This is a genomic window from Corallococcus sp. CA047B, assembly GCF_003612065.1.
GTDB classification, from domain to species: domain Bacteria; phylum Myxococcota; class Myxococcia; order Myxococcales; family Myxococcaceae; genus Corallococcus; species Corallococcus praedator.
In genome coordinates this window covers 43,742-64,192 of sequence record NZ_RAWD01000013.1, presented here as the reverse complement: position 1 = coordinate 64,192, position 20,451 = coordinate 43,742, and the positions used below count along the sequence as shown (strand labels likewise).

At 70.1% G+C, this 20,451-nt stretch carries 23 protein-coding genes; 8 read left to right on the top strand and 15 right to left on the bottom strand.

The genetic code is table 11. The features are described 5' to 3' along the window. Nucleotides 1-726: carboxypeptidase regulatory-like domain-containing protein (locus D7X74_RS04470; protein WP_120531658.1), on the top strand; the 726-nt coding region annotated here is incomplete at its 5' end. 98 nt (nt 727-824) lie between these two features. On the opposite strand, the gene D7X74_RS04465 is transcribed toward D7X74_RS04470, so the two are convergent. The 3 genes from D7X74_RS04465 to D7X74_RS04450 form a co-directional block, all read right to left on the bottom strand. Continuing rightward, nucleotides 825-2,219, bottom strand: coding sequence for a HAMP domain-containing sensor histidine kinase (locus D7X74_RS04465; protein ID WP_120531657.1), 1,395 nt, complete (start codon nt 2,217-2,219; stop codon nt 825-827). After that, a complete protein-coding gene (locus D7X74_RS04460) occupies nt 2,219-2,899 on the bottom strand; it encodes a response regulator transcription factor (protein ID WP_120531656.1) in 681 nt (226 codons plus the stop codon). Before D7X74_RS04460 ends, D7X74_RS04465 begins: the two co-directional genes overlap by 1 nt. A 271-nt stretch (nt 2,900-3,170) precedes the next feature. Then, a complete protein-coding gene (locus D7X74_RS04450) occupies nt 3,171-3,722 on the bottom strand; it encodes a periplasmic heavy metal sensor (RefSeq protein ID WP_120531654.1) in 552 nt (183 codons plus the stop codon). 357 nt (nt 3,723-4,079) lie between these two features. Here D7X74_RS04450 and D7X74_RS04445 point away from each other — a divergent pair, with 357 nt between their 5' ends. Beyond that, entirely contained in the window at nt 4,080-4,283 is a 204-nt protein-coding gene (locus tag D7X74_RS04445) for a cold-shock protein (RefSeq protein ID WP_120531653.1), read from the top strand. A gap of 190 nt (nt 4,284-4,473) precedes the next feature. Then, complete coding sequence (locus D7X74_RS04440; protein ID WP_120531652.1) at nt 4,474-4,842, top strand: cupin domain-containing protein; 369 nt, start codon at nt 4,474-4,476, stop codon at nt 4,840-4,842. Between the two features lie 65 nt (nt 4,843-4,907). Here D7X74_RS04440 and D7X74_RS04435 read toward each other — a convergent pair whose 3' ends face one another. From D7X74_RS04435 to D7X74_RS04425, 3 genes are all read right to left on the bottom strand, one after another. Then, nucleotides 4,908-6,095 (bottom strand): alpha/beta fold hydrolase, encoded by a 1,188-nt coding sequence (locus D7X74_RS04435; RefSeq protein WP_120531651.1) that lies wholly within the window; start codon nt 6,093-6,095, stop codon nt 4,908-4,910. A 2-nt stretch (nt 6,096-6,097) separates the two neighbouring features. Continuing rightward, the gene (locus D7X74_RS04430) at nt 6,098-7,759 is read right to left on the bottom strand and encodes a hypothetical protein (protein WP_120531650.1); all 1,662 of its coding nucleotides are present in this window, start codon (nt 7,757-7,759) and stop codon (nt 6,098-6,100) included. A 144-nt stretch (nt 7,760-7,903) separates the two neighbouring features. Beyond that, the gene (locus D7X74_RS04425) at nt 7,904-8,521 is read right to left on the bottom strand and encodes a hypothetical protein (protein WP_120531649.1); all 618 of its coding nucleotides are present in this window, start codon (nt 8,519-8,521) and stop codon (nt 7,904-7,906) included. Between the two features lie 368 nt (nt 8,522-8,889). Between D7X74_RS04425 and D7X74_RS04420 the strand changes: the two genes are divergently transcribed. Then, a complete protein-coding gene (locus D7X74_RS04420; RefSeq protein WP_233601965.1) occupies nt 8,890-9,357 on the top strand; it encodes a YciI family protein in 468 nt (155 codons plus the stop codon). A 121-nt stretch (nt 9,358-9,478) separates the two neighbouring features. On the opposite strand, the gene D7X74_RS04415 is transcribed toward D7X74_RS04420, so the two are convergent. Then, nucleotides 9,479-10,774 (bottom strand): M48 family metallopeptidase, encoded by a 1,296-nt coding sequence (locus tag D7X74_RS04415; RefSeq protein ID WP_120531648.1) that lies wholly within the window; start codon nt 10,772-10,774, stop codon nt 9,479-9,481. Nucleotides 10,775-10,811: 37 nt separating this feature from the next. Further along, nucleotides 10,812-11,237 carry a DoxX family protein gene (locus tag D7X74_RS04410; RefSeq protein WP_120531647.1) on the bottom strand — a complete coding sequence of 142 codons (426 nt, stop codon included), beginning with the start codon at nt 11,235-11,237 and terminating at the stop codon, nt 10,812-10,814. Between the two features lie 122 nt (nt 11,238-11,359). Between D7X74_RS04410 and D7X74_RS04405 the strand changes: the two genes are divergently transcribed. Next, complete coding sequence (locus tag D7X74_RS04405) at nt 11,360-11,725, top strand: helix-turn-helix domain-containing protein (protein WP_120531646.1); 366 nt, start codon at nt 11,360-11,362, stop codon at nt 11,723-11,725. A 40-nt stretch (nt 11,726-11,765) separates the two neighbouring features. Here the strand turns inward: D7X74_RS04405 and D7X74_RS04400 are convergent, their stop codons facing one another. Next, nucleotides 11,766-12,362: a glutathione S-transferase family protein gene (locus D7X74_RS04400; RefSeq protein ID WP_120531645.1), complete on the bottom strand. Its 597-nt coding sequence runs from the start codon at nt 12,360-12,362 to the stop codon at nt 11,766-11,768. A gap of 106 nt (nt 12,363-12,468) precedes the next feature. Here D7X74_RS04400 and D7X74_RS04395 point away from each other — a divergent pair, with 106 nt between their 5' ends. Further along, complete coding sequence (locus D7X74_RS04395) at nt 12,469-13,368, top strand: LysR family transcriptional regulator (RefSeq protein ID WP_120531644.1); 900 nt, start codon at nt 12,469-12,471, stop codon at nt 13,366-13,368. Between the two features lie 18 nt (nt 13,369-13,386). Here D7X74_RS04395 and D7X74_RS04390 read toward each other — a convergent pair whose 3' ends face one another. Together D7X74_RS04390 and D7X74_RS44815 are read right to left on the bottom strand one after the other, a co-directional pair. Beyond that, the gene (locus D7X74_RS04390) at nt 13,387-14,325 is read right to left on the bottom strand and encodes a hypothetical protein (protein WP_233595633.1); all 939 of its coding nucleotides are present in this window, start codon (nt 14,323-14,325) and stop codon (nt 13,387-13,389) included. A gap of 206 nt (nt 14,326-14,531) precedes the next feature. After that, complete coding sequence (locus D7X74_RS44815) at nt 14,532-14,666, bottom strand: hypothetical protein (RefSeq protein WP_255424358.1); 135 nt, start codon at nt 14,664-14,666, stop codon at nt 14,532-14,534. On the opposite strand from D7X74_RS44815, the gene D7X74_RS04385 reads away from it, so the two are divergent. Then, on the top strand, nt 14,665-15,570 hold the full coding sequence (locus tag D7X74_RS04385) for a LysR family transcriptional regulator (protein ID WP_120531642.1): 906 nt from the start codon (nt 14,665-14,667) through the stop codon (nt 15,568-15,570). The genes D7X74_RS44815 and D7X74_RS04385 overlap by 2 nt on opposite strands. A 28-nt stretch (nt 15,571-15,598) precedes the next feature. Here D7X74_RS04385 and D7X74_RS04380 read toward each other — a convergent pair whose 3' ends face one another. Then, on the bottom strand, nt 15,599-16,795 hold the full coding sequence (locus D7X74_RS04380; RefSeq protein ID WP_233601964.1) for a HAMP domain-containing sensor histidine kinase: 1,197 nt from the start codon (nt 16,793-16,795) through the stop codon (nt 15,599-15,601). Beyond that, a complete protein-coding gene (locus tag D7X74_RS04375; protein WP_120531640.1) occupies nt 16,788-17,465 on the bottom strand; it encodes a response regulator transcription factor in 678 nt (225 codons plus the stop codon). The genes D7X74_RS04380 and D7X74_RS04375 overlap by 8 nt, the downstream gene beginning before the upstream one ends. A gap of 125 nt (nt 17,466-17,590) precedes the next feature. Between D7X74_RS04375 and D7X74_RS04370 the strand changes: the two genes are divergently transcribed. After that, complete coding sequence (locus D7X74_RS04370) at nt 17,591-18,391, top strand: alpha/beta hydrolase (RefSeq protein WP_120531639.1); 801 nt, start codon at nt 17,591-17,593, stop codon at nt 18,389-18,391. Nucleotides 18,392-18,417: 26 nt separating this feature from the next. Here the strand turns inward: D7X74_RS04370 and D7X74_RS04365 are convergent, their stop codons facing one another. Beyond that, nucleotides 18,418-19,431 (bottom strand): hypothetical protein, encoded by a 1,014-nt coding sequence (locus tag D7X74_RS04365; RefSeq protein WP_147446467.1) that lies wholly within the window; start codon nt 19,429-19,431, stop codon nt 18,418-18,420. A 20-nt stretch (nt 19,432-19,451) separates the two neighbouring features. Further along, complete coding sequence (locus D7X74_RS04360) at nt 19,452-20,375, bottom strand: hypothetical protein (protein WP_120531637.1); 924 nt, start codon at nt 20,373-20,375, stop codon at nt 19,452-19,454. Nucleotides 20,376-20,451: the final 76 nt, after the last annotated feature.

The following is a 20,451-nucleotide window of genomic DNA, read 5'->3' as shown; positions in this document are numbered from 1 at the left end:
ACGCCCCCCACGCAGCAGCAGCTGCCCCCCGCGGCGAACGCGGGTGCGGGCGAGGGCACGGCGGTGGCTCCGGCCCCCGCGGGCAACGGGGTGGTGAAGGGCACGGTGTCCTTCACCGGCACGGCGCTGGTGATGGCGGACCTGGCGCCCAGCGTGGACCCCGCGTGTGACGGACGGCCGGAGAAGGAGCAGTCCGTGCTGGTGAAGGACGGCAAGCTCAAGAACGTGCTGGTGCGCGTGCGCGGCACGGTGGCGGGAGCGCCCGCCGCGCCGTCGACGCCGGTGGTGGTGGACCAGTCCAAGTGCACGTACGTGCCGCGCGTGCAGGGCGCGATCGCGGGCCAGCAGGTGGTGTTCAAGAACAGCGACGGCACGCTGCACAACGTGCGCGGCGTGGTGGGCACGAAGCCGGTGTTCAACGTGGCGCAGCCGCCCTCGGGCGCTCCGGTGCAGAAGCCGCTGCCCGCGGACGCGGACGTGCTGCGCCTCAAGTGCGACGTGCACCCGTGGATGACGGCCTATGTGGTGAGCAACGCGAACCCGTACTTCGCCACCACCGGGGATGACGGCACGTTCACCCTGACGGGCCTGCCGGCGGGCACGTACACGGTGGAAGCGTGGCACGAGACGCTGGGCACGAAGACGGCGGAGGTCACCGTGAAGGACGGCGCCCCTGTGGACGCATCGTTCACATTCGCCGCGACGGACGCGCCCGCGAAGCCGTAGCGCGGATGGAAGCAGGGAAGGGGACTGCTCGCATGGCCCCTTCCTCGCCGCGACGGACGCGCCCGTGAAGCCGGAGGCGCGGACGTCCCAGGCCTTCGCTAGGCCTGTGCGCGCTCCGCCACCGGAGCAGGGGGCCCCGACTTGCGGATCGTGAAGCCCACGCGCGCGCCCCCACCGGGCCGGTTCTCCGCGAAGGCCTCGCCCCCGTGGGCCCGGGCAATCCGCTGCACCAGCGCCAGCCCCAGCCCCAGGGAGCCGGCCTCGCGCGCCTCGCCGCCCCGGTCCTTGCGGTAGAACGGCTGGAAGATGCGCGTCTCCTCGCCGGGCAGGAGCCCCGGGCCCCGGTCCTCCACCCAGAAGCACAGGTGTTCGGTGCCGTGGTCCTGGAGCCGGAGCGCTTCCACCCCCGCCCCATGCCGGCGCGCGTTGTCGAGCAGGTTCACCAGCGCCCGTCCCAGCAGCGTCGCGTCCGCCAGCACCGTCACGTCGTCCGTCTCCGGCTGCAACAGCGTGGCGGACAGCCCCGCGCGCTCCAGCGCCTGGGCCGCCAGCACCCCGGCCTCCAGCGCCTTGGGCGTGAGCTGGCCGAAGTCCAGGCGCGAGCTCGCGAGCAGCTCGCCCACCAGCGCGTCCAGCTCCACCACCTCGCGGTCCACCTGGTCCAACGTGCGCGGGTTGCCACCCCCGTCGCGCAGCAGCTCCGTCAGCACCCGCAGACGCGCCAGCGGCGTGCGCAGCTCGTGCGACACGGCGGCCAGCAGCTCGCGTTGATCCGCCATCTGCTTCTCGATGCGCGCCGCCATGTCGTTGAAGGACTCGGCCAGCACCGCGAACTCGCCCGTGGCGTGGCGGTGGAGGCTGGCCCGCGTCCCCAGCCTTCCCGCACCCAGCTCCTGCGTGGCCTTCACCAGCGTGTCCACCGGCCGCGCCAGCCGGTAGGAGATGCCGCCCGCCGCCGTCCACAGCACCAGGACCGCGATGCCCAGGGGCAACATGCTCCGCAGCGGGTTGCGACCGCGCATGCGCAGGTAGCAGGCCTGGGCCGTCCCCAACTTCACCCCGTCGCGCATCACCGGGATGGACGCGTCCGGCTTCTCGCACGGAGCCCCTCCGCTCGCGACCACCGCGCCGGACAGGTCCGTCAGCTCCACGTCCACGCCCAGGTCGTCGGAGATGCCCTGCACCAGCGCCGCTCGCTCGGCGGGCGCGTCCCACGCATCCGCGAACCGGTGGCCCACGAACGAGCGCACGCGCTCCGTCTCCTGCTGCCAGGCGGAGCCGCCCACCAGGTTCATCACCCCGGACACCACCAGCACCGTCACCAGGATGGTGAGCCCGAACAGGACGAACAGCCGCCGGCGCAGCCGCGCCTGCACGAACGACCCCAGCCGTCCCAGGTGCCAGGGCGGACGGTGGTGCCGGTGCCTGCCGAAGCCGCGGACGTGGGGCGGGATGCAGGGGTCCTCGGGATGATGCCGGTGGCGCCAGCCCATCACGCGCCTTCCTTGGCGAACACATAGCCCACGCCGCGCACCGTCTTGATGAGGCGCGTGCCCACGTCCCCCAGCTTCTGGCGCAGGTGGGAGATGTGCACGTCCACCGTGCGCTCGCTCACCACCGTGTCACTGCGCCCCGCCTCGCCCAGGAGCGCGTCGCGGGGAATCACCCGGCCGGCCCGCCGCACCAGCGCGAGCAGCAGGTCGAACTCCAGGCCCGTCAGGTCCACCGCGCGCCCCTCCACCCGCACCTCCCGCCCGGACACGTCGATGGACACCCCACTCGACTCCAGCCTGTCCGCCACCGACGACGGCTGCGCCCTGCGCAACACCGCGCGCAGGCGGGCGAGCAGCTCCCGGGGCCCGAAGGGCTTGGGCAGGTAGTCGTCCGCGCCCAGCTCCAGCCCCACCACCCGGTCCGTCTCATCGCCCTTGGCGGTGAGCATCAACACGGGGATGCGGCTCTTCGCCCGGATGCGCTTGCACACCTCCAGCCCGTCCATGCCCGGCATCATCACGTCCAGGAGCACGGCGTCGAAGGTGTTCGCCTCCAGCGCCGCCAGCCCACGCCCTCCGTCGGGCGCGTGGCTGACGCTGATGCCGTTCTGCCCGAGGTACTCCGCGAGCAGCTCGAACATCCGGGTGTCGTCGTCGATGAGCAGGACGCGGGTGGGCATGGTTGGCGTGAATCCTAACGCGCTCCCGGTGCTTCAGAGGGGCCTGCCGAAGCTGCCGGAGCCTGCTGCGCGCGCCAGTCCCAATACGGCGGCGTCCCGTGGCGGTAGGCGGTGCCCCCCCAGCTGCCGGAATGGCAGGGCGCGCGGTGGTGACGGGAAAGGCTCGCGAAGCCGGAGGCATAGCCTCCGAGGGCACCCGCGGCGAGAAGGACGACGAGCAAGCGGTGTCTCATGGTGGATCTCCAGGAAGGGGAAGGGGAGGGAGGCGGGCTCAGACCATCGAAGGGGGCGCGTCGTCGTTGTGGGGACCCCCGCCCCAGCGTCCGCGGCCCCGGCCGCCGCAGCCCCGGCCGTACCAGCCACGGCCCTCGCCGCGCCAGCCGTAGCTCCAGCCGTGCTCGATGATGTCCGCGAGCTCCCGGCGCTGATCAGGCTCCAGCGCTTCGTGCACCTGGGACAGGCCGTCCTTCACGGCGTTGCGCAGCGTCTCCAGCGCGACGTCATGACGGCTGAACAGCTCGCGCAGCATCGCGCCGTCGAAGTGCTCCCCTCGGAGCGAACCCGCGACCGCCGTGCGGCTGGGGCCCCACTGGTCCTTCACCTTGGCGAAGGCCTCGCGCGCATCCTCCACCGCCTTCACGATGACCTTCTCCTGGCCGGGCGACGTCTCCAGCCGCTCGAAGAGCCAGCGCAGCCGGGGCCGCGCGCTCCAGCGGCCCCCGTGGCCGTAGGCGTAGTGGCCGTGGCGGTGGCCGTGGCGGCCCCGGCGCAGGGTGACGAAGAGACCGGCGAGGCAGGCGGTACCGAAAACGAATCCGAACATGTGTGTGGCTCCTGGAAGCAGGCGGGGGGCCGCTCAAGCGGTCCCGCGCCGTGTCTGACGGAGCACAAGGTAGAAGGCGGGTGTGAAGCCCACGCCCGGGCACGGTGAAGAAGTATGAAGGCGGGTCCGGGGCCCGATGGGAATGTCCCGGGCGCACTGGCATGTTCAATCGCCGGGACTCATCCACCTCCGGTTTGTCGGATGATGGACGCCTGCTCGCACGATTCCTTCCTCTGGAGTGGTGTTCGCGCGGGAAGCAGGTAGAGTACCCGGCGTGCCGCAGCGATGTGCGTTTCGGTACGGGTGGCTGGCGCGAGCCGGTCACAGCTCAAAGCAGAGAAAGAGAAGAGACTCACAATGGCATTCGGTACTGTGAAGTGGTTCAACGACGCGAAGGGTTTCGGCTTCATCGCGCAGGACAATGGCGAAGACGTTTTCTGCCATCACACCGCCATCAACATGGATGGCTTCCGCACTCTGGCCGAGGGCCAGAAGGTGGAGTTCGAAGTCACCAAGGGCCCCAAGGGCCTTCAGGCGCAGAACGTCCGCGCCGCGAGCTGAGCGAAGCCCCGACTCTCCGCGACCGGTGAGTCACCGAAGCCCAGTCTCCTCAAGGGAGGCTGGGCTTTCGTCTTTTCGGACGCAGGGCAGGCAGGCAGCCTGCGCGATGCGGTCCGCCAATGGCCGGGGTCTTCCCTACCTTCTCTTCCAGGAGCGCGGCGCCGCACGCCGCCCTCAAGGAGAGGCGAACATGGGCGACACCAGCGTGAAGAAGGTCGAAAGCCGCCATTCCCCCAAGGGGGAGATGGGCCAGAAGTACCTGGCCTCCGGCGTCCGCGTGGCCATGCGGCTGTGGGAGGACGAACCGCCCGCCGAGGCCAAGCCCGCCAGCACCCGCGACTACGAGACCGTGGGCTACGTGCTCAAGGGCCGCGCGGAGCTGCACCTGGAGGGGCAGACCATCCTGCTCAACCCCGGAGACTCGTGGCTGGTGCCGCGTGGCTCCAGCCACACGTACAAGATCCTGGAGACCTTCTCCGCCGTGGAGGCGACCAGCCCCTCGTCCGCCGCGCACGGTCGCGACGAACACGAGGCCGCGAAGAAGCCCGCCAAGGCCTGAGCGGGCGCAGGAGGCGTCGTCCCTGCTCCTGGAGGACGTGTCCCCGTCCTCCCGGAGCATTTGGCTCACGAGCCGTGAGGCAGCACGGTCGCGGGAGGCCCCTGCCGGTCCGGCGTCGCGGGAGGCACTGCGTCCACGGGGCCGGGCACCTGCGGTGGAGACGGCGGCGTCTTCGGGGCGACCTCCGGTGCCACCGACGGCGGCGGCGCCACGGTGCCCGACGCCGGCACGCTTTCAAGGAACGCCTTCAGCGCGGCGTTGAACGGCTCCGGGCAGTCGAGCTGCACGGTATGGCCGCACCCTTCCAGGCCCACGAGCTTCGAGCCCGCGATGTGCGCGTGGCCGTGCTCGAAGATGTCTCGCGGGAAGCCGCCGTGCATGAACGGGTTGGGAATCAGGCGGTCCGACTCACCGAAGATGATGACGGTGGGGACGCTGATGCGGTGGAGGTTGTCGCGCACGAAGTCGTCGTGGGCGAGCCCCGTCACCGAGCGCACGTTGGCGTAGGCATACGCGTCGAACTCGGGCGACTTCGCCAGCCGCACGCGCTCCTCGATGAGCCACTCCAGCTCCGGCCGCCAATTCTGGAAGTTGGCCTGCCGCACGCTGCCCCAGACGCCGTACTCCGGCGCGGATTTGATCAGCTCCGTGCTCATCACCCGCGTGAACCAGGCCTTCTCCTTCGGGGAGAACTTCTCGAAGCCCGCGGGCGACACCAGCACCACCGCTGCGGGCTCGCTCGGGTAGCGGATGGCGTACGACAGCGCCGTCTGTCCGCCCATGGAGTGGCCGACGAGGATGGGGTGCTCGACGCCCAGCCCCTGCGTCAGCTCGCGCACCGCGTCGGCCATGGCCTCCATGGTGTACGGGAAGGAGCCCGGCTTGTCGGACTTGCCGTAGCCCGGCAGATCCACCGCGACGACGTGGTAGCCGGCGCGGCTGAGCGTGTCGATCTGCGCCTGCCAGAACTTCAGGTAGCTGCCCAACCCATGGATGAGGACCACCGTGCGCGCACCGGGCGCGGCGGGCAGCTCCACGAAGGCCATCTCCGGCACGCGCGTCAGGCCGTAGGTGGCGGCCGTCTTCGGCAGGGCCATGCGCTTGAGCGGCCAGGGCGTCCTGGCCTCGGCGGATGTGTAGTCCAGGTCCTGGAAGGCCAGGGGCGGCGCGCTCGCATACGAGCGAACGCAGCCGGAGGAGGAGGCGAGCCCCGCCGCGAGCAGCAGGGCCTTGAGGGCGCGGGAGGTGCTCATGGTCAGAACGCGTACCAGGTGAAGGTGGTGAAGGCAGCGAAGGGGTTGCCCTTCACCGTCGTGGAACCGTCGTAGAAGCTGCCGCGGAACAGGTAGCCGGCGTGCACGCCCACCGTCATGAGGTAGCGGATGGTGTAGCGCACCTCCGCGTTCACCTCGGCGCCAATGAAGCGTCCCCGCCGCACGGCCGGATCCCAGCGCGGCGGCGTGGCCCCCGCGTTGGCAAGCCCCGTGGCCAGCTTGAGGTTGAGCTTGTTGGGAACGATGTCCCACGCCGCGCTCGCGATGCCGGTGCGCAGGCCGTAGCCCTGGTTGGAGATGTCCGTCACCGCGCCCGTGTAGTTGTTCACGGTGCTGGTGAAGGGGAACAGCAGCAGCATCTTGTGGTCGAACCACACGGAGCCCGGCAGGCCGTACTGGTTGAGGGTGAAGGCGCCGGTGTAGCGGTCGTCATCCAGGTTGCTGTCGCCGGTGGTGAACATCCCCTCCAGCGTCACCAGGTCCGACGGCCCACGGCCCCACTGGTAGAGCACCTCCAGGTTGGCGGACAGGCCGGAGATGTCGACCTTCTTGTTGAACGTGGTGTCCGCGCGGTCGCTCGTGTAGCTGCCGCCGTTGTACATGACGAAGCCGGAGGCCCCGAGCCGACCGGTGCGGAAGTCGATGTTGTGGTGGAAGTTGGCGCCCAGCCAGAAGACGTTGCCGGTGGGCCGCTCGATGTTGAAGCGGGGCGTGCCCACGAACGGGCTGAGCCCCGACGAGGACGGACCGCTCTTCACGATGCCCTCGAAGGCATACGCGTCGCCCTTGGTGTCGTCGCGCAGGTACCACGCGGACAGGCCCACGTTCGTCCCGGGCTGCACCGGATACGCGTAGTCCGCCGTGAGCAGGTAGACGAACTTCAGGCGGGGGTCATCCTTCGTCGCCTTGTCCGCCTGCGCGCTGCCCAGCGGCAGCAGGCTCAGCTTGGACAGCCCCTTGTAGTTGCTGAAGAGCGTCAGGCCGGTGGCGTCGCTGCCCAGGAACGCCAGCTTGTAGCCCGTGCGGATGATGTCGTTGAGCGGCGTGCGCGTCGGGTCGAAGATGGAGTCGTAGACGGGTTGCGTGCCGATGAGCAGCGTGAGCCGCGCGGGGTTGCGCGTGGGGTAGAGCGCGACGTTGATGTTCTTCGTCTGGATGTTGACCTGGTCGGCGTTGAAGCCGCCGCCCTCGTTCTGCTGCGAGGCATTGGCGGCGCGTCCCCAGAGGTAGTCCACCTCGAACTGGGCGCGGAAGGACGCCAGCCCGTCCACGAAGGAGGGGCTGTACTCCAGGACGGGAATCCAGCGCTGCTCGACGTAGAACGCGGAACGCCCCGGCTCCACCCGGACGGAGCTGCCGGACAACGAGCCGATGGGCCCCAGCGACACGCCCTTGAGGCCCGCGGGGTCACCCACGCTGTTCGTCAGCGACAGCCGGGTGAAGAAGTAGTTGATGAGGATGAACTCGCGCGGCTTCGCATCCTCCTCGCGGTCCTTCTCGTCGAACCAGTCGCCGTAATAGAGCCCCGGCACCGTCGTGGTCTGCGCCGCCGCGGGCAGCGACAGCCCGGCCAGACCGAGCGCGAGCATCGCCGCTCCCCGGCGCATCACCTTGCCTGCCTCACCCAACCACCCTCCCGTCATACGCACCTCGACCCCTCGCGCGGGGCACACCCGGACCCGGATGCGGGCCGTTCAGCTGGATTGCCGGAAAGGGCCAGGGAGCATCGCCACCCTGGCCCCAGGGACGGGCGGCGGGCGCGGCTCGCGCCCACCGTCACCGTGCGACTAGCCGCTGATCTCGTAGACCTGCACCGCGTTGCCGGTGAAGGGCTGGCCGGAAGCGCTGACCGTCTTGGCCCCCACCGCGCCGTCGGCGCAGTGCCAGCCCGTGGCCTTGGCCTCGAAGTACAGCTCCATGGAGAGCTTCTTCGTGTCCTCGGAGAACCTCGCGCGGCCCTCCTGCTTGAAGCTGCCGTAGTCGACGAGGACCTCGAAGCAGCTCCCGTCCGCCGCGATGTTGCTCAGGGTGACGGCCTTGGAGTCGAACACCAGCGCGTTCTGCGCCGCGGCATGGTCACAGGTGCTGCCGGGCTGGCCGACACCGGAGGATTCGCGAATGGTGCCGGGGACGCTGTTCACGTGGAAGTTGTTGCCACCCACGCCGATGGTGACCTTCTGGAAGCACTGGCTGGCCGAGCCCCAGTTGATGTCCTCGTCCAGCGACAGCGGGTGGCTGGGGATGTTGTCCCCCTCCATCACGAGCGTCTTGCCCTCGAGGAACGCGAGGATGTTCGACTGGGTGTCCAGCTTGGGCTGGGTGACCGGCGGATCCGTCGTGTTGTCCCCACAACCGGAGAGCCCCAGCGTGCACAGCATCATCGCGGACAAAAGCGTCTTCTTCATGTGAGTGCTCCTCTTCGCTTCCGGCGACAGCGCCGGGACGACGACAGGACAAAGCTTCGGACTCAGTGCATCGCGGGCGCGGGAGGGCGCGGAGGCCCTGCGAACCCTTCACGGATCAGCGTCAGGGCGGTGTCGAGCAGCGGCTCCAGGCCGGCTCCGCCGCCCACATGACCCGGCGCATCCCCAGGCAAGATGAAAGCCGATTCATGTTTCAGCTACCGGTAGCACCCGCCTGACAGCCTTGTCAAAAGACAGACGATGGCTTCGCGCGTCAAAGAGCAGCATCAACGCAGGGCGTCAGCACGCTGCGCACCCCAAGGAGGTCCCGCACGGCCGGCGGGTGGCGCGAGGGGGACCTCTCCCCTAGCGTGGCCCGCACCTTGACCTTTACCTCCGCGCTGCTGCTGCTCGCCCTGTCCTCCACCCCTGCCGCGCCGAGCGCGTCGGCCACGAAGCCCGGGGCCCCGGCCGAGAAGAAGTTCGAGTTCGAGAAGCACTACCTCGTCCTGCTCAAGCGCGCGCCCAACGCCCCCAAGATGGAGCCGGCCGCCCTCCAGAAGCTGCAGGAGGAGCACCTCGCGCACCTCACTCGCATGGGGGAGAGCGGAAAGAGGGTCCTCGCGGGCCCCTTCGACGAGCAGGACGACGTGGGCATGCGCGGCGCGTGCATCTACCGCACGGAAACGAAGCAGGAGGCGCGGCAGCTCGCCGAGCAGGACCCGATGGTGAAGGCGGGCCGGCTGCAGGTGGAGGTGCTCGCCTGGTACACCGAGAAGGGCTACCTCGCCTTCCCGAAGGCGCCGCCCGCGGACGCGCCGAAGCCCACGGGGAAGTAGCGTCCGGGCTGTGAGCCGGTGCGGTGTGGAAACCCCGCCGCCCTCTTCATGCACCCGCCATCCCACGACGAGCCAGGGCCGCGGGGCCGTGGAGAATCGAGCGGCGCTGCACCCGCGAGGCTCAGCGCGTGCGGCCGCGGCCCGCGCTCAAGGGCTCGAATTCCGCCTCGTCTCGGTGCGGGAGCGACTCGCTCCGCCACGAGCGCTCCACGTCGAGCTCAAGTCCGCTGGGCTCGGGGGCCGCGTCCGGGTGCTCCGGCGAGGGGGCCAGATCCGGGCGGTCCGGTAGCGCAACCGCAGCGTGCCTGCGCGGCTCAGCCTCCCGCGTCGCGTGGACGCCGAGCGCGAGCAGCCAGTGACGCGTGAGACGCTCGTCGAGCGCGGCGGCTCCGAGCGCTTCGTAGGCCGGGCGCGCATCCGTGACGGGGCGGGAGGGCAGGCCCGCGAGCGCCGCGATGCGCAGCGCCGTCGGCGGATGGGTGAGGCCGCCCAACTCCAGCGGGTCTCCCTCGTTCTTCACCGCGAGCTGTCTGCGCGCCGCTGGCGGAAGCGCGGCAGCGAGCGCCGACGCGGCCTCGCACAGGCGCGGCGTCGGTTCTGCGTGCGCCCGCCGCAGCGCCTCATTCAGGGCGAGCTCGTACGCGGGCGCCCCGTCCCGCACCGCGCGCAGCGCAGCGATTGCATGGTTCGCGCCCACCACCTGGGCGGAGATGTGGTCTGCCTGGAACTCGCGCTCCCGCGACCACGGGTAGTACACGGCCGACAGCACTTCGAGTGCCACCCAGCTTCCCCAGCGCGCGGGGTTCCAGGCGCCGAAGCGCAGCTGGGCGTCGAGGACCATCCGCATGCAGTGGTGCACCCAGCGTCCGATGCGCGGGTGGCCCGCGCGCGCGTGCCCGAGTTCATGCGCGAGCGCCGCGGCGAGCTGATCCATCGACAGTTGCTGCAACAGCCCGAGTCCCACGTAGAGCACCCGCTCCGTGCGCTTGCCTGCTCGCACCACGGCGATGCCCAGGGTGGTGTCCGGGCTCAGCTCGAAGGCGTCCACGGGCGCGGTGCCCGTCGCCGTCGCCACCTGCTGTTGCAGCCGATGCAGCGCGAGGAACTGCGCGGGCTTCAGCCGCACCGAGAGGGCGGGCAGGGGACTGTCCGCGAGCTGCCGCTCCTCCTGCTCGCGCAGGGGCGAAAGCACGCAGCGGGCGAACACGCCCAGGTACTGCCACGAGGCGCCCATGCCCTTGAGCCCCGCGAGCATCGCGCGGGCCGCGAGCAAGGGCCGCATCGAGGCCAACGCCGCCGCCCCTATTCCGAACAGCGCGAGCGGCAGGAGCAGCGAGAGCGCCACCGAGGCGAGCGCGGTGAGCCCGAAGGTGAGGACGCCGAGCAGGGCGAGCAGTGGGAAGAGGAGGCGTCGCACGGGATGCACATTCGTAGCATCCGCTTCCCCCTTCCCGTCAAACCCGAGGCGGGATGGGGGCCCGGTAGCGTCGTCCCCAGAAGACGAAGAGCGACAGCGCGACGAGCAGGAAGTTGAACGGGGTATTCGCGGCCTCGCCACGCGAGACGTGGAAGACGATGGCGCTGAGCTGGAGCGCCGTGCAGCCCAGCGCGGCGAGGACGGTCAATGCCGGTTTGATCCGCGTGAGCGAGGGCAGGACGATGCCCAGCCCGCCGCAGAGATCGATCACCGCCGTCGCTTGCAGGAACGCTTCCGGAACCTGTCCTGCCCACGGGATCATCGCGGCAAGCTGTGAGACCGGGGTCAGGAGCTTCCAGAAGCCGGTCCCGACGAAGAGGAGTCCCAGCAGCGCCTGGACGACCCACAGGCTGACGGGAAGGGCTTTGGACGGCGTCGCGCTGCCGGCGATCGCAGGGGTCATGGTGTTCCTCTGGACTTGTTGGTTACCGTCGTGTGCCTGGTTACGAAAAGTGACCTTGGGTATCTCGCATACCGCGAGGACGCCGGGAAGGAGGCACATTGAAGTCACTAGGGAACGGGAAGATGACCAAACGCTTCGACGACGATTGTGTCGCGACGCGTGAGATCCTCAGCCTGGTCGGGGACAAGTGGAGCGTGATGGTCATCGTGAACCTCGGCGAAGGCACGCTGCGCTTCAGCGACCTCAAGCGAGCCATCGAAGGCATCTCGCAGCGCATGCTGACCCTCGCGCTGCGCGGCCTGGAGCGGGATGGGCTCGTGACGCGGACCGTCTACCCGACGAGTCCGCCGCGAGTGGACTACGACCTCACGCGGCTCGGACGAACGCTGCTGGAGCCGGTGTCCGCGCTCGCGTTCTGGGCGCAAAGCCACCGGCCGGAGATTGAACGCGCCCGCGAAGCCTTCCAACGCGCCGCCAAATCGAAGTGAACGTGCGTAGGAAGTGCGTGCCACTGACAAGCAGGCACATTCACCCCGCGACGGCTCGCCTCGTGGCGGGGCGCTTCGTGTGGCGCATGACGTAGTCGATGAGCCGTGGGTGCTTCTCAAGCAGCCTCAGCGTGTGCGCCAGGTGAAGGATCGACGCCAGGGTCAGGTCGGCGGCGGTGAAGGCGTTGCCCACGGCGAACTCCCTGCCTCCGAGCCGGGTGTCGATGACCGTGAGCACTTCGTCGAGCCGGGCGTGCTGCCTTGCCAGGTTCGTCTTCTGCTCCGTGGGCAGCTGCGCATCGCGGTGGTGCTCCAGCACCGCGGGCTCGAGCGTCACCTCTGCGAAGAGGACCCACTGGAGGTAGGGGCCGCGCTCGGGCGAGCCCGGGGGCGGCGCCAGGTGCTTCTCCGGAAAGCGGTCGGCCAGATGGAGGTAGATCGCCGACGACTCGAAGAGCGTCACGTCCCCGTCCACCAGGACAGGGACTTCTCCGAAGGGGTGCAGCGCCAGGTAGGCCGGTGTTTTGTTCTCCTGCTTCGACAGGTCGAGCTTCAGCAGCTCGTAGGGCACTTCGAGTTCCTCGAGCAGCCAGCGGTGACGGGTCGCCCGGGTCCTGGGGGCGAAGTAGAGCTTCATGTGAGCACTCCTGGAGATGGGTCAGGCTGCGGCAACCCTGCGATCCGCGAGGCCTCCAGACAATGGGGCCCCGCACGAACTCTTTGTCAGGGTAGCCTTGACGGTCATGATCTCACCCGCCGACATGGTCCTCTTCGCGAGGGTTGTCCGAGAAGGCAGCTTCACCCGCGCGGCACGACAGCTTGGCATCACCAAGCAGACCGTCAGCGAGCGGATCAGCAAGCTGGAGGAGCAGCTGGGGGTGCGACTCCTGGAGCGGACGACGCGGCGGCTGCGGGTCACGGGCGCGGGAGCGACCTACTACGACCGCTGTGCCGCCATCGCCGCGCAGATCGACGAGGCCAACAGCGAGGCGCAGCAGCAGGAGGCGGAGCCGGTCGGCCTGTTGCGGGTGTCCTCGCCGATGCTCTACGGACGCCGCTACCTGGCGCCCGTCGTCTCTGAGTTCCTGGGCCGCTACCCCAAGGCGAGGGTCGAGCTGGTGCTGGCGGATCGACGCATCAACCTCATCGAGGAGGGGCTGGACGTCGCGATCCACATCGGGACGCTCGACGACTCGTCGCTCGTGGCGCGCAAGCTCGGAGAAGGGCCCATGTACCTGGTGGCGAGCCCAGGGTTCCTGGCGCAGTACGGGACGCCGAGCGCCCGCGAGCTTCGGGACGCACGCTGCATTGGATTCAGTGCGTTCGAGACGTGGAGCGTCGAGGGCGTGAAGTCGCGAATCGATCCGGTGTTGACCGTGAATGACCTGGAGGTGGCGTGCGATGCGGCGATCGCCGGGGTCGGCATCGCATGTGTTCCGACGCTCCTCTGCCAGGACGCGGTCCGTGAGGGCCGGCTCAAGGTCCTCTTCGGCCCCAAGCCAGCGCTGTTGCGTTCCGTTCACGCCGTCTACCCGAGCCGGCTGAATCTTCCGACCAAGGTCCGGCTCTTCGTGGAGACACTGGCCACCCGGGTCGCGCCGATGTTGCCACTGCACGGAGCGGCGCGACGCAGGCGTTCGTGACGGGGGAATCACCCCGGCCTAGTGCGTGCCGCAGGCCAGACAGTCCGAGGAGCAACTGTCGTAGGTATTACCCGTGCCGCATGACTCGGTGAACTGACAGATGCCATCCCCGCACGTGTAGATGTCCTGGGGGCGCAGGTAGGTGGTGATGGGCACGTAGGACACGCCATTGACGACACAGCTCTTCCAGAAGGCGTTCGTCGCATCGCGGGTGCAGACGCTGGAGCATGGGCCCATGTGCACGATGGGAGGGCACTCCGTGTTCTCGCCCATCACCTTGGAGGACAACCCGCAGGCCCGAGCGGTGCTCTCCTTCTTCTTGAGGACGCGGTCGCTGCCAGCGAAGACCCCCTGGCCGGTGAACAGGTTGCCGAAGAAGCAGGCCTCTGGCTCTGTGTAGGCGGTGGTCTCGCTGGACGTCACGGAGAGGGCGGCTCCCGCCGAATCACGGCCCCGCACCGAGATGGAAACCGAAACGCCGAACTTGTTGACGTGCGCGGCGAGGCAGGCGGAGAGCCGCTGCTGCTCCGCCACGGTGGCGGGGCTTCCATTGGCCCAGTCCGTGGCCAGGCCCAGCCGGCCCGCCCAGGAATGGCTGGCGCCCGTGACGGGATTGGTCCAGGTGCGCGTCTGGCCGGAGGGCAGGGCGCAGGCAACGACATACTTCATCACCATGTCGGAGTATGCGACGGACTCATTGCCATTGAACCAGTTCACGAACGAAATGGCGGCCAGCCCATTCGTGGAGAGCCCATTCGTGGACAGGCCGTTTGTCGACAGTCCATTCGTGGACAGGCCGTTCGTGGACAACCCATTCGTGGACAGTCCGTTGGTCGCGAGGGTTTCCTGGGCGATCCAGCCTGGCTCCAGGGGAGGCGACTCGTCCGGCACGTCTCCGACGCAGCCTCCCGCACCCAGAAGCAGTCCCAGGCACACGCCAGCAACGACCCATTGCATGCACGACGTCTGTGCTTTCATTGAAGCCCCCCCACATGACATCCAGTGGTCCAGGCCCGCGGCAGCCGCGGGCCTGGATTCACTGAAGCCTAGCGAGCACCGCTCCTGAAAACTTCCACCCTCACGTGAGGGGTTGAACTGACCTGACCCCGTGAGTCCCGCAAGTCGGGCTCTCCTTTCAATCCATTCCTGCCCTGGAAGTAGGGTCATTCGCGATGGGCCTTGAAGCTGCGCTTGAAGAGGGGCTGCTGCTGGGACACCGTCGCTGAACGGGCACCGACGCTCGGGGCGCCATGGGCCTTCGGAGCGCGCCAGCGGTGGCCCGCAAGGACGCTCTCCATGAAGACGACGCTCCTCCCACAGCTCCAGGTGTTCCTCGTGGTGGCGCGCCTGAAGAGCTTCAGCGCTGCGGCGCGCGAGCTCGGCGTCTCTCCGGCGGCGGTGAGCCAGTCGGTGCGCCAGCTCGAGAAGCAACTGCGCGTCGTGCTCTTCGCCCGCACCACGCGCAGCATGTCGCTCACGGATGCAGGGCGGCGGCTGTTGGAGGGCGCGGGGCCGGGCCTCGACCAGGCGCTCGCGAGCCTCACGGAGGTGGCGGCGCAGCCGGGCGAGGCGGTGGGGCGACTGAGGCTGACGGTGCCGGAAGTCGCGGTGCCCTTCGTCATCACCCCGGTCCTGCCTGCCTTCCGCGCACGCCACCCACGGGTGGAGGTGGAGGTCATCGCCGAGAACCGACTCGTGGACATCGTGGCGGAGGGCTACGACGCGGGCGTGCGCCTGCACGAGGCCCTTGAGCGCGACATGGTGCAGGTGCGCCTGACCGGCGGTTTCCGCTTCGTCGTGGTGGGCGCCCCCTCCTATTTCAAGCGACACGGCACGCCCCTGCGTCCCGAGGACCTGCTGCGCCACGAGTGCTTCACCATCCGCATGCCTTCGAGCGGCGGGCTCTACGCCTGGGAGCTGGAGCGCGGGCGCAGGAACTGGCGGGTGCCGGTGCGAGGCAGCGTGCTCACCAACGACCGCGAGCTGACGCTGGCCATGGTGGAACAGGGCCTGGGGCTGGCGTATGCCTTCGAGCCGGCGGTGAAGGAGCGGTTGCGCACGGGGCGACTCGTGCGTGTGCTCGAGGAGTACGCGCCCACGGTGCCCGGTTTCTTCCTCTACTTCCCCAGCAGGGCACAGCGCTCGGGGCCGCTGAGCCTCTTCATCGAGGTGGCCCGGGAGCTTGCCGTGAAGACGGTGTGAGGCCAGCCCGCTGGCGCGCCTCCGCCGCTCAGGTCCAGCGCAGCTCGACCCGGGTGCCCCGCGGGTGCAGCGGGGTGAAGGTCACGCTCCAGCCCAGTCTCTGGGCCAGCCGCTGCACGAGCGACAGGCCCACACCGAAGCCCGCGTGCTCGGGCGCCACGTTCCCCAGGCCCTCGCCGCTGTCGCTGATGCTCCAGAGGCCGGGCGCCACATGCACCCGCACGCTGCCCGTGCGCGTGTAGCCGAAGGCGTTCTTCACCAGATTGCCGAGCAGCACGCGCGCTACCTCGGCGCTCACCGGTGCCTCCACGGGCCCCTCCGCCTCCACCACCACCGAGACGGTGGACTGTCGCAACCCGTCGTAGAGCGCCACCACCTCGTGCGACACCGCCTTCAGCTCGCAGCGCTCGCCTGGATGTGGCGTGCGCGCGAGCCAGAGGATGCCTTCGGTGAGCAACCCCATCTGCAGCACCGCGCTGCGCAGGCGGGCGAAGGCCGCGACGTCCCGGGGCGGTGCGCGCTCGAGCAGCTCCACGGCTCCCTGCGCGACGGCGAGCGGCGTGCGCAGCTCATGGCTCACGTCGCGGTTGAACTGTCGCTCGCGCTCCAGAAGGCGCTGGATGCGCGCGTCACGCTCGCGCAGCGCGTCCCGGAGCGTGCCCAGCTCCCGCACCGCGCCAGGGTCCTCCTCGGCCTCGGGTGCGTCCTCCCCGAGCGCCGCGACAAGCTGCTCGAGGGGCCGGCTCACGCGGCGGGCCACGACCACGGCGATGCCCGAGGCCGCGAGCAGCGACAGCGCCGCGCTCACCAACAGCAGCCAGGCGTTGCGACCCAGCTGGCCCGTGGTGCTGGTGAAGGTGTCCACCCGGAAGGCGACGTAGAGCGGCTCGCCCCCGTGTGCATCCGGACGCACGGCGACGTGGAAGTGGCCCGCCCCGTCCGTGGCCACCTCGTACTCGCCGCGCGACAGGGAAGGGGGCAGTTTGCGCGCGAGCGCGGGCGGCAGGGCCGCATGCCCCCGGTGCACGCTCATCCCCACGGGCAGCCCGGGCGGCGCGGCGCGGCCGCCCGACTGTCGCTCGGCCTCCACCGCGACGAGCCGGTTGAAGATCGTGTCCTCCAGGTCGTAGCTGAAGAGGGTGAAGAAGCCGCCCATCAGCAGCAGTGCGAGCGCCGAGGACAGCAGCAACGCGCGGCGCAGGAGGACTCGCAGGGGCCTAGCCATGCGGCGGCCCGTCCAGCGCGTAGCCTTCGTGGCGCCGGGTGACGATGAGCTGTTCGAGCCCCAGCGCGCCCAGCGTGCGGCGCAGGCCATAGACGTGGGTGCGCAGGGTGCTGCCTTCCGGCGCTTCGTCGCCCCACAGTCGGTGGGCGAGGGTGGCGGCGGGCACCGCCGAGGGTGCCGCTTCCATCAACAGCCGCAGCAGCAGCGCCTCGGTGCGGTTGAGTCGCACGCGCTGCTCCCCACGCCGGGCCCATCCGCCCTCGGGCTCCAACTCCAGCTCTCCGAAGAGGAGGCGCCGTCCGCTGGGCGGCACCGGGCGGCGTCCCAGCGCCTCCAGCCGCCAGCGCAGCTCGCGCAGGGAGAAGGGCTTCACCAGGTAGTCGTCCGCGCCCGCGGAGAAGCCTTCCTCCTTGTCGTCCAGCGAGTCGCGCGCGGTGAGCATCAACACGGGCACCAACCGTGGCGCGAGCTGGCGCAGGGCGCGGCACACCTCCAGCCCGTCCATGCCGGGCAGCGCCAGGTCCAGCACGATGGCGTCGTAGGTATTCGCCAGCGCGAGCGAGAGGCCCTCCGGCCCCGTGGAGGCGAAGTCGAGCGTGAAGTCCGGCGCAAGGAAGCTGGCCAGGTTGGCCTGCAGGTCCTGATTGTCCTCGACGACGAGCACCCGCATGGAACGCCTCTTCCTGGTGCGCGCATCCTGCGCGAGGCCCGGTCAATTCTAGGTCAACTCGCGCCCGACCTGGGGCTGACGCCGCCCGGGGCAGGGTGGGGCCTCCCTGTCATCGGAGCCCTCCCATGAAGCCCTCCCTGCACCTCGTCCTCGCCTGGCTGTTCTGCTCCCCGGTCGCCCTCGCTGCGCCGCCCGCCCCCGACGTGACCGGTGCCGTCGCGCTCACGCTGCCCGCTTCGGACGGTGCGAACATTCCCGTGCGGGTCCTCGAACCCCACGTGAAGACCCGGGCCGCCCATCCTCCCGTGGCCCTGCTTGTCCACGGCCTCACCCGCCACAAGGAGGACTGGCTCGCGGATGCCCCGCCCACCCACGGCGGCGCCTTCACCGAGGCGCTGCGTGCGGCGGGCTATCGCGTGTACCTCCTGGACGCCCGCCATCATGGGGAGCGCAAGCTGCCCGGAGAGAAGCCGAGCCTCCTGGTGAAGCGGCTGCACGCAGGGGAGTCCGGGCCCTACGTGTCGATGGTCTCCGGCACGGCCGCGGATGCGCAGGTCGTCCTCGCGCACGCGCTCGAAGGGGGCCGGCCCGCGCGCGTGCTGGTGGCCGGCTACAGCATGGGCGCGCAGGTGGCGCTGATGCTGGCGGCCCGCGAGCCGCGCATCACCCACCTGGTGACGATGGTGCCTCCGGACATCGAGCCCACGCTCGGAGAGGTCGCGCCCCTCAACGTGGTGGGCCGGGTGCGGCAGCGCTGGCTGCTGCTCAGCGCGAACCAGGATGAGCTCGCGCCGGTGGCCCGGAGCGCCGCGCTCTTCTCCGCCGCGCCCTCCAAGCACAAGGTGCACCGCACCTTCGAGAGTGGCCACGCCCTGCCGCGCGACTATCTGCAGGAGGTGCAGCGCTGGCTCGCCGCCGAGCGCTGAGCTGCTCAGGGCTTCCCTTCCTGGCTTCAGCCTTCGCCGCAACGGCCCTGGCGCCCCTGGCGTCGCCAGACCTGGAGCGTGGCCAGGAGCCCGAACGCCGTGAGCCCTCCGCCTGCCTGCGAGCATCCCTCGGGCTGGGGTTTCTCGGGCTCGGGCTTGGGCTCTTCTTTCGGGCACGTCAGCTCGAAGGCGACCTCCAGGGAGGGGAGCGGCGTGCCGGACTGTTCGAGCACCGGACGCAGCATGGCCACGTGCCTTCCGGGGGAAAGCCCCTGGTCCGAAGGGGGAGGCTGCTCCGGCAGGACCTCGCAGACCGCGTAGAGGGTCAGCAGATCATGCGGGGCCTTGGTGCGGTCCTGGATCCTGACGGTGCCCGCTGAATCCACCGAACCGTGCGGCGCCGTGGCCCACGTCCGCCCATCCACCACCAGCGTCCAGTGCACCCACGGCAGGAAGGGCACCAGCTCCGGCGTGGGCGTGAAGCCCAGCGTCACCGTGCTGCCCTCCACGCCCACGGAACAGGACCCGCCGCCCCAGACCTGGAAGGAGCCGTGTTGCTCCGGCCCGGCGAGCAAGGACCCTGACGTCGCCGGAGGCGTGACCGCCGGGCCCGCCGTGAACGTCGTCGCCACGGTGTCCCATTCCTCTGACTGGCCCTGGCACGGGCTGTTGCCCTCCAGGCGATAGCCGGTTCCCGGCACGAGCGGGGCGGCCGGAACGAGGATGCCGCTTCCGTGGGGGCCCGTCAGGAGGCTCGCCTCCACGTCGGCGCCTTGCTCCGTGCGCAGGCGCAGGCTTCCGGCATCGAATGTGTTCAGGAGCGGTGGCACCACCACCAACGCCGGCACGTTCGCGGGCACGACCGCGTCCGGGGGCAGCGGGAAGCGGATCATCCGCGGGTCGCACGCGATGCTGGTGCAGGCCTCCGCGGAAGGGGGCAGCGCGACCCCCCATCCGAGCAACAACGTCGCTGCGCCCAGGGCCTTCCATCCATGTGTCGTCATGGCCTTGAGACACGCGAGCTTGGCGCGTTGGGACATGTCGCCACCGGAGGCTTCGCTCAGGCGCGGTCCTTCGCCGTCCGGCGGCGCCAGAGCTGGAGTGTGGCCAGGAGGCCGAACGCCGTGAGACCTCCGCCCGCCTGCGAGCAACCTTCGCTCCGGGGGGCCTCGGGCTCGGGTTTGGGTTCAGGGTCGGACGCGTCCTGTGGGCACGTCAGGTCGAAGGAGGCCTCCAGGACCGGCAGCGCGGTCCCCGACTGTTCGAGCACCGGGTGCAGGGTGGCCACGTGCCGCCCGGGGACAAGGCCCGTGCCGGTGGAATCCTGCGGGGACCGCGGGTCGTCGCAGATGGAATAGACGGTCAGCAGGTCCCGCATCGTCCTGAACCCATCCGAAGGGGTGACGCCGCCGCTGGAGTCCACCGCGCCATGCCATGCCGTGGCCCACGTCTGTCCATCCACCTTCAACGTCCAGTGCACCCACGGCAGGAAGGGCACCAGCTCGGGGGCGGGCGTGAAGCCCAGCGTCACCGTGCTGCCCTCCACGCTCTGCCAGCAGGATGCGCCGCCACTGACCCGGAAGGCCCCGTGCTGTTCGGGGGCTGCTTGCAGCGTCCCGGTTACCGTGGGCAGCGCGACCTGCGGCCCCGCGGTGAAGGCCGCCGCCGCGCCGCCCGGCTCATGGGGGCTGGAACCGCAGGAAGGGGTGCCCTCGAGGTGGTAGCGCGTCCCGGGGATGAGCGGGGCGGCCGGAACGAGGACGCCACTGCCCCGCGGGCCCCTGAGGACGCGCGCCTCCACGTCCACGCCTTCCTCCGTGCGCAGGCGCAGGCTCTGCTCATCCACGAAGTTGATGGGAGGGGGCAGCACCACCAGGGCGGGCACGTTCGCGGGGACGACCGCGTCCGGGGGCAGGGGCACGATGCTGTTGCTCGCGATGCACAGCGGGGGGCTGCAGGCCTCCGCCGAAGGGGGCCGTGCCATGCCCCAGGCCCCAAGGAACACTCCTACGCTCAGCGCGGTCCATCCAGGTGTCTTCATGGCCCTTGAGACACGCGGA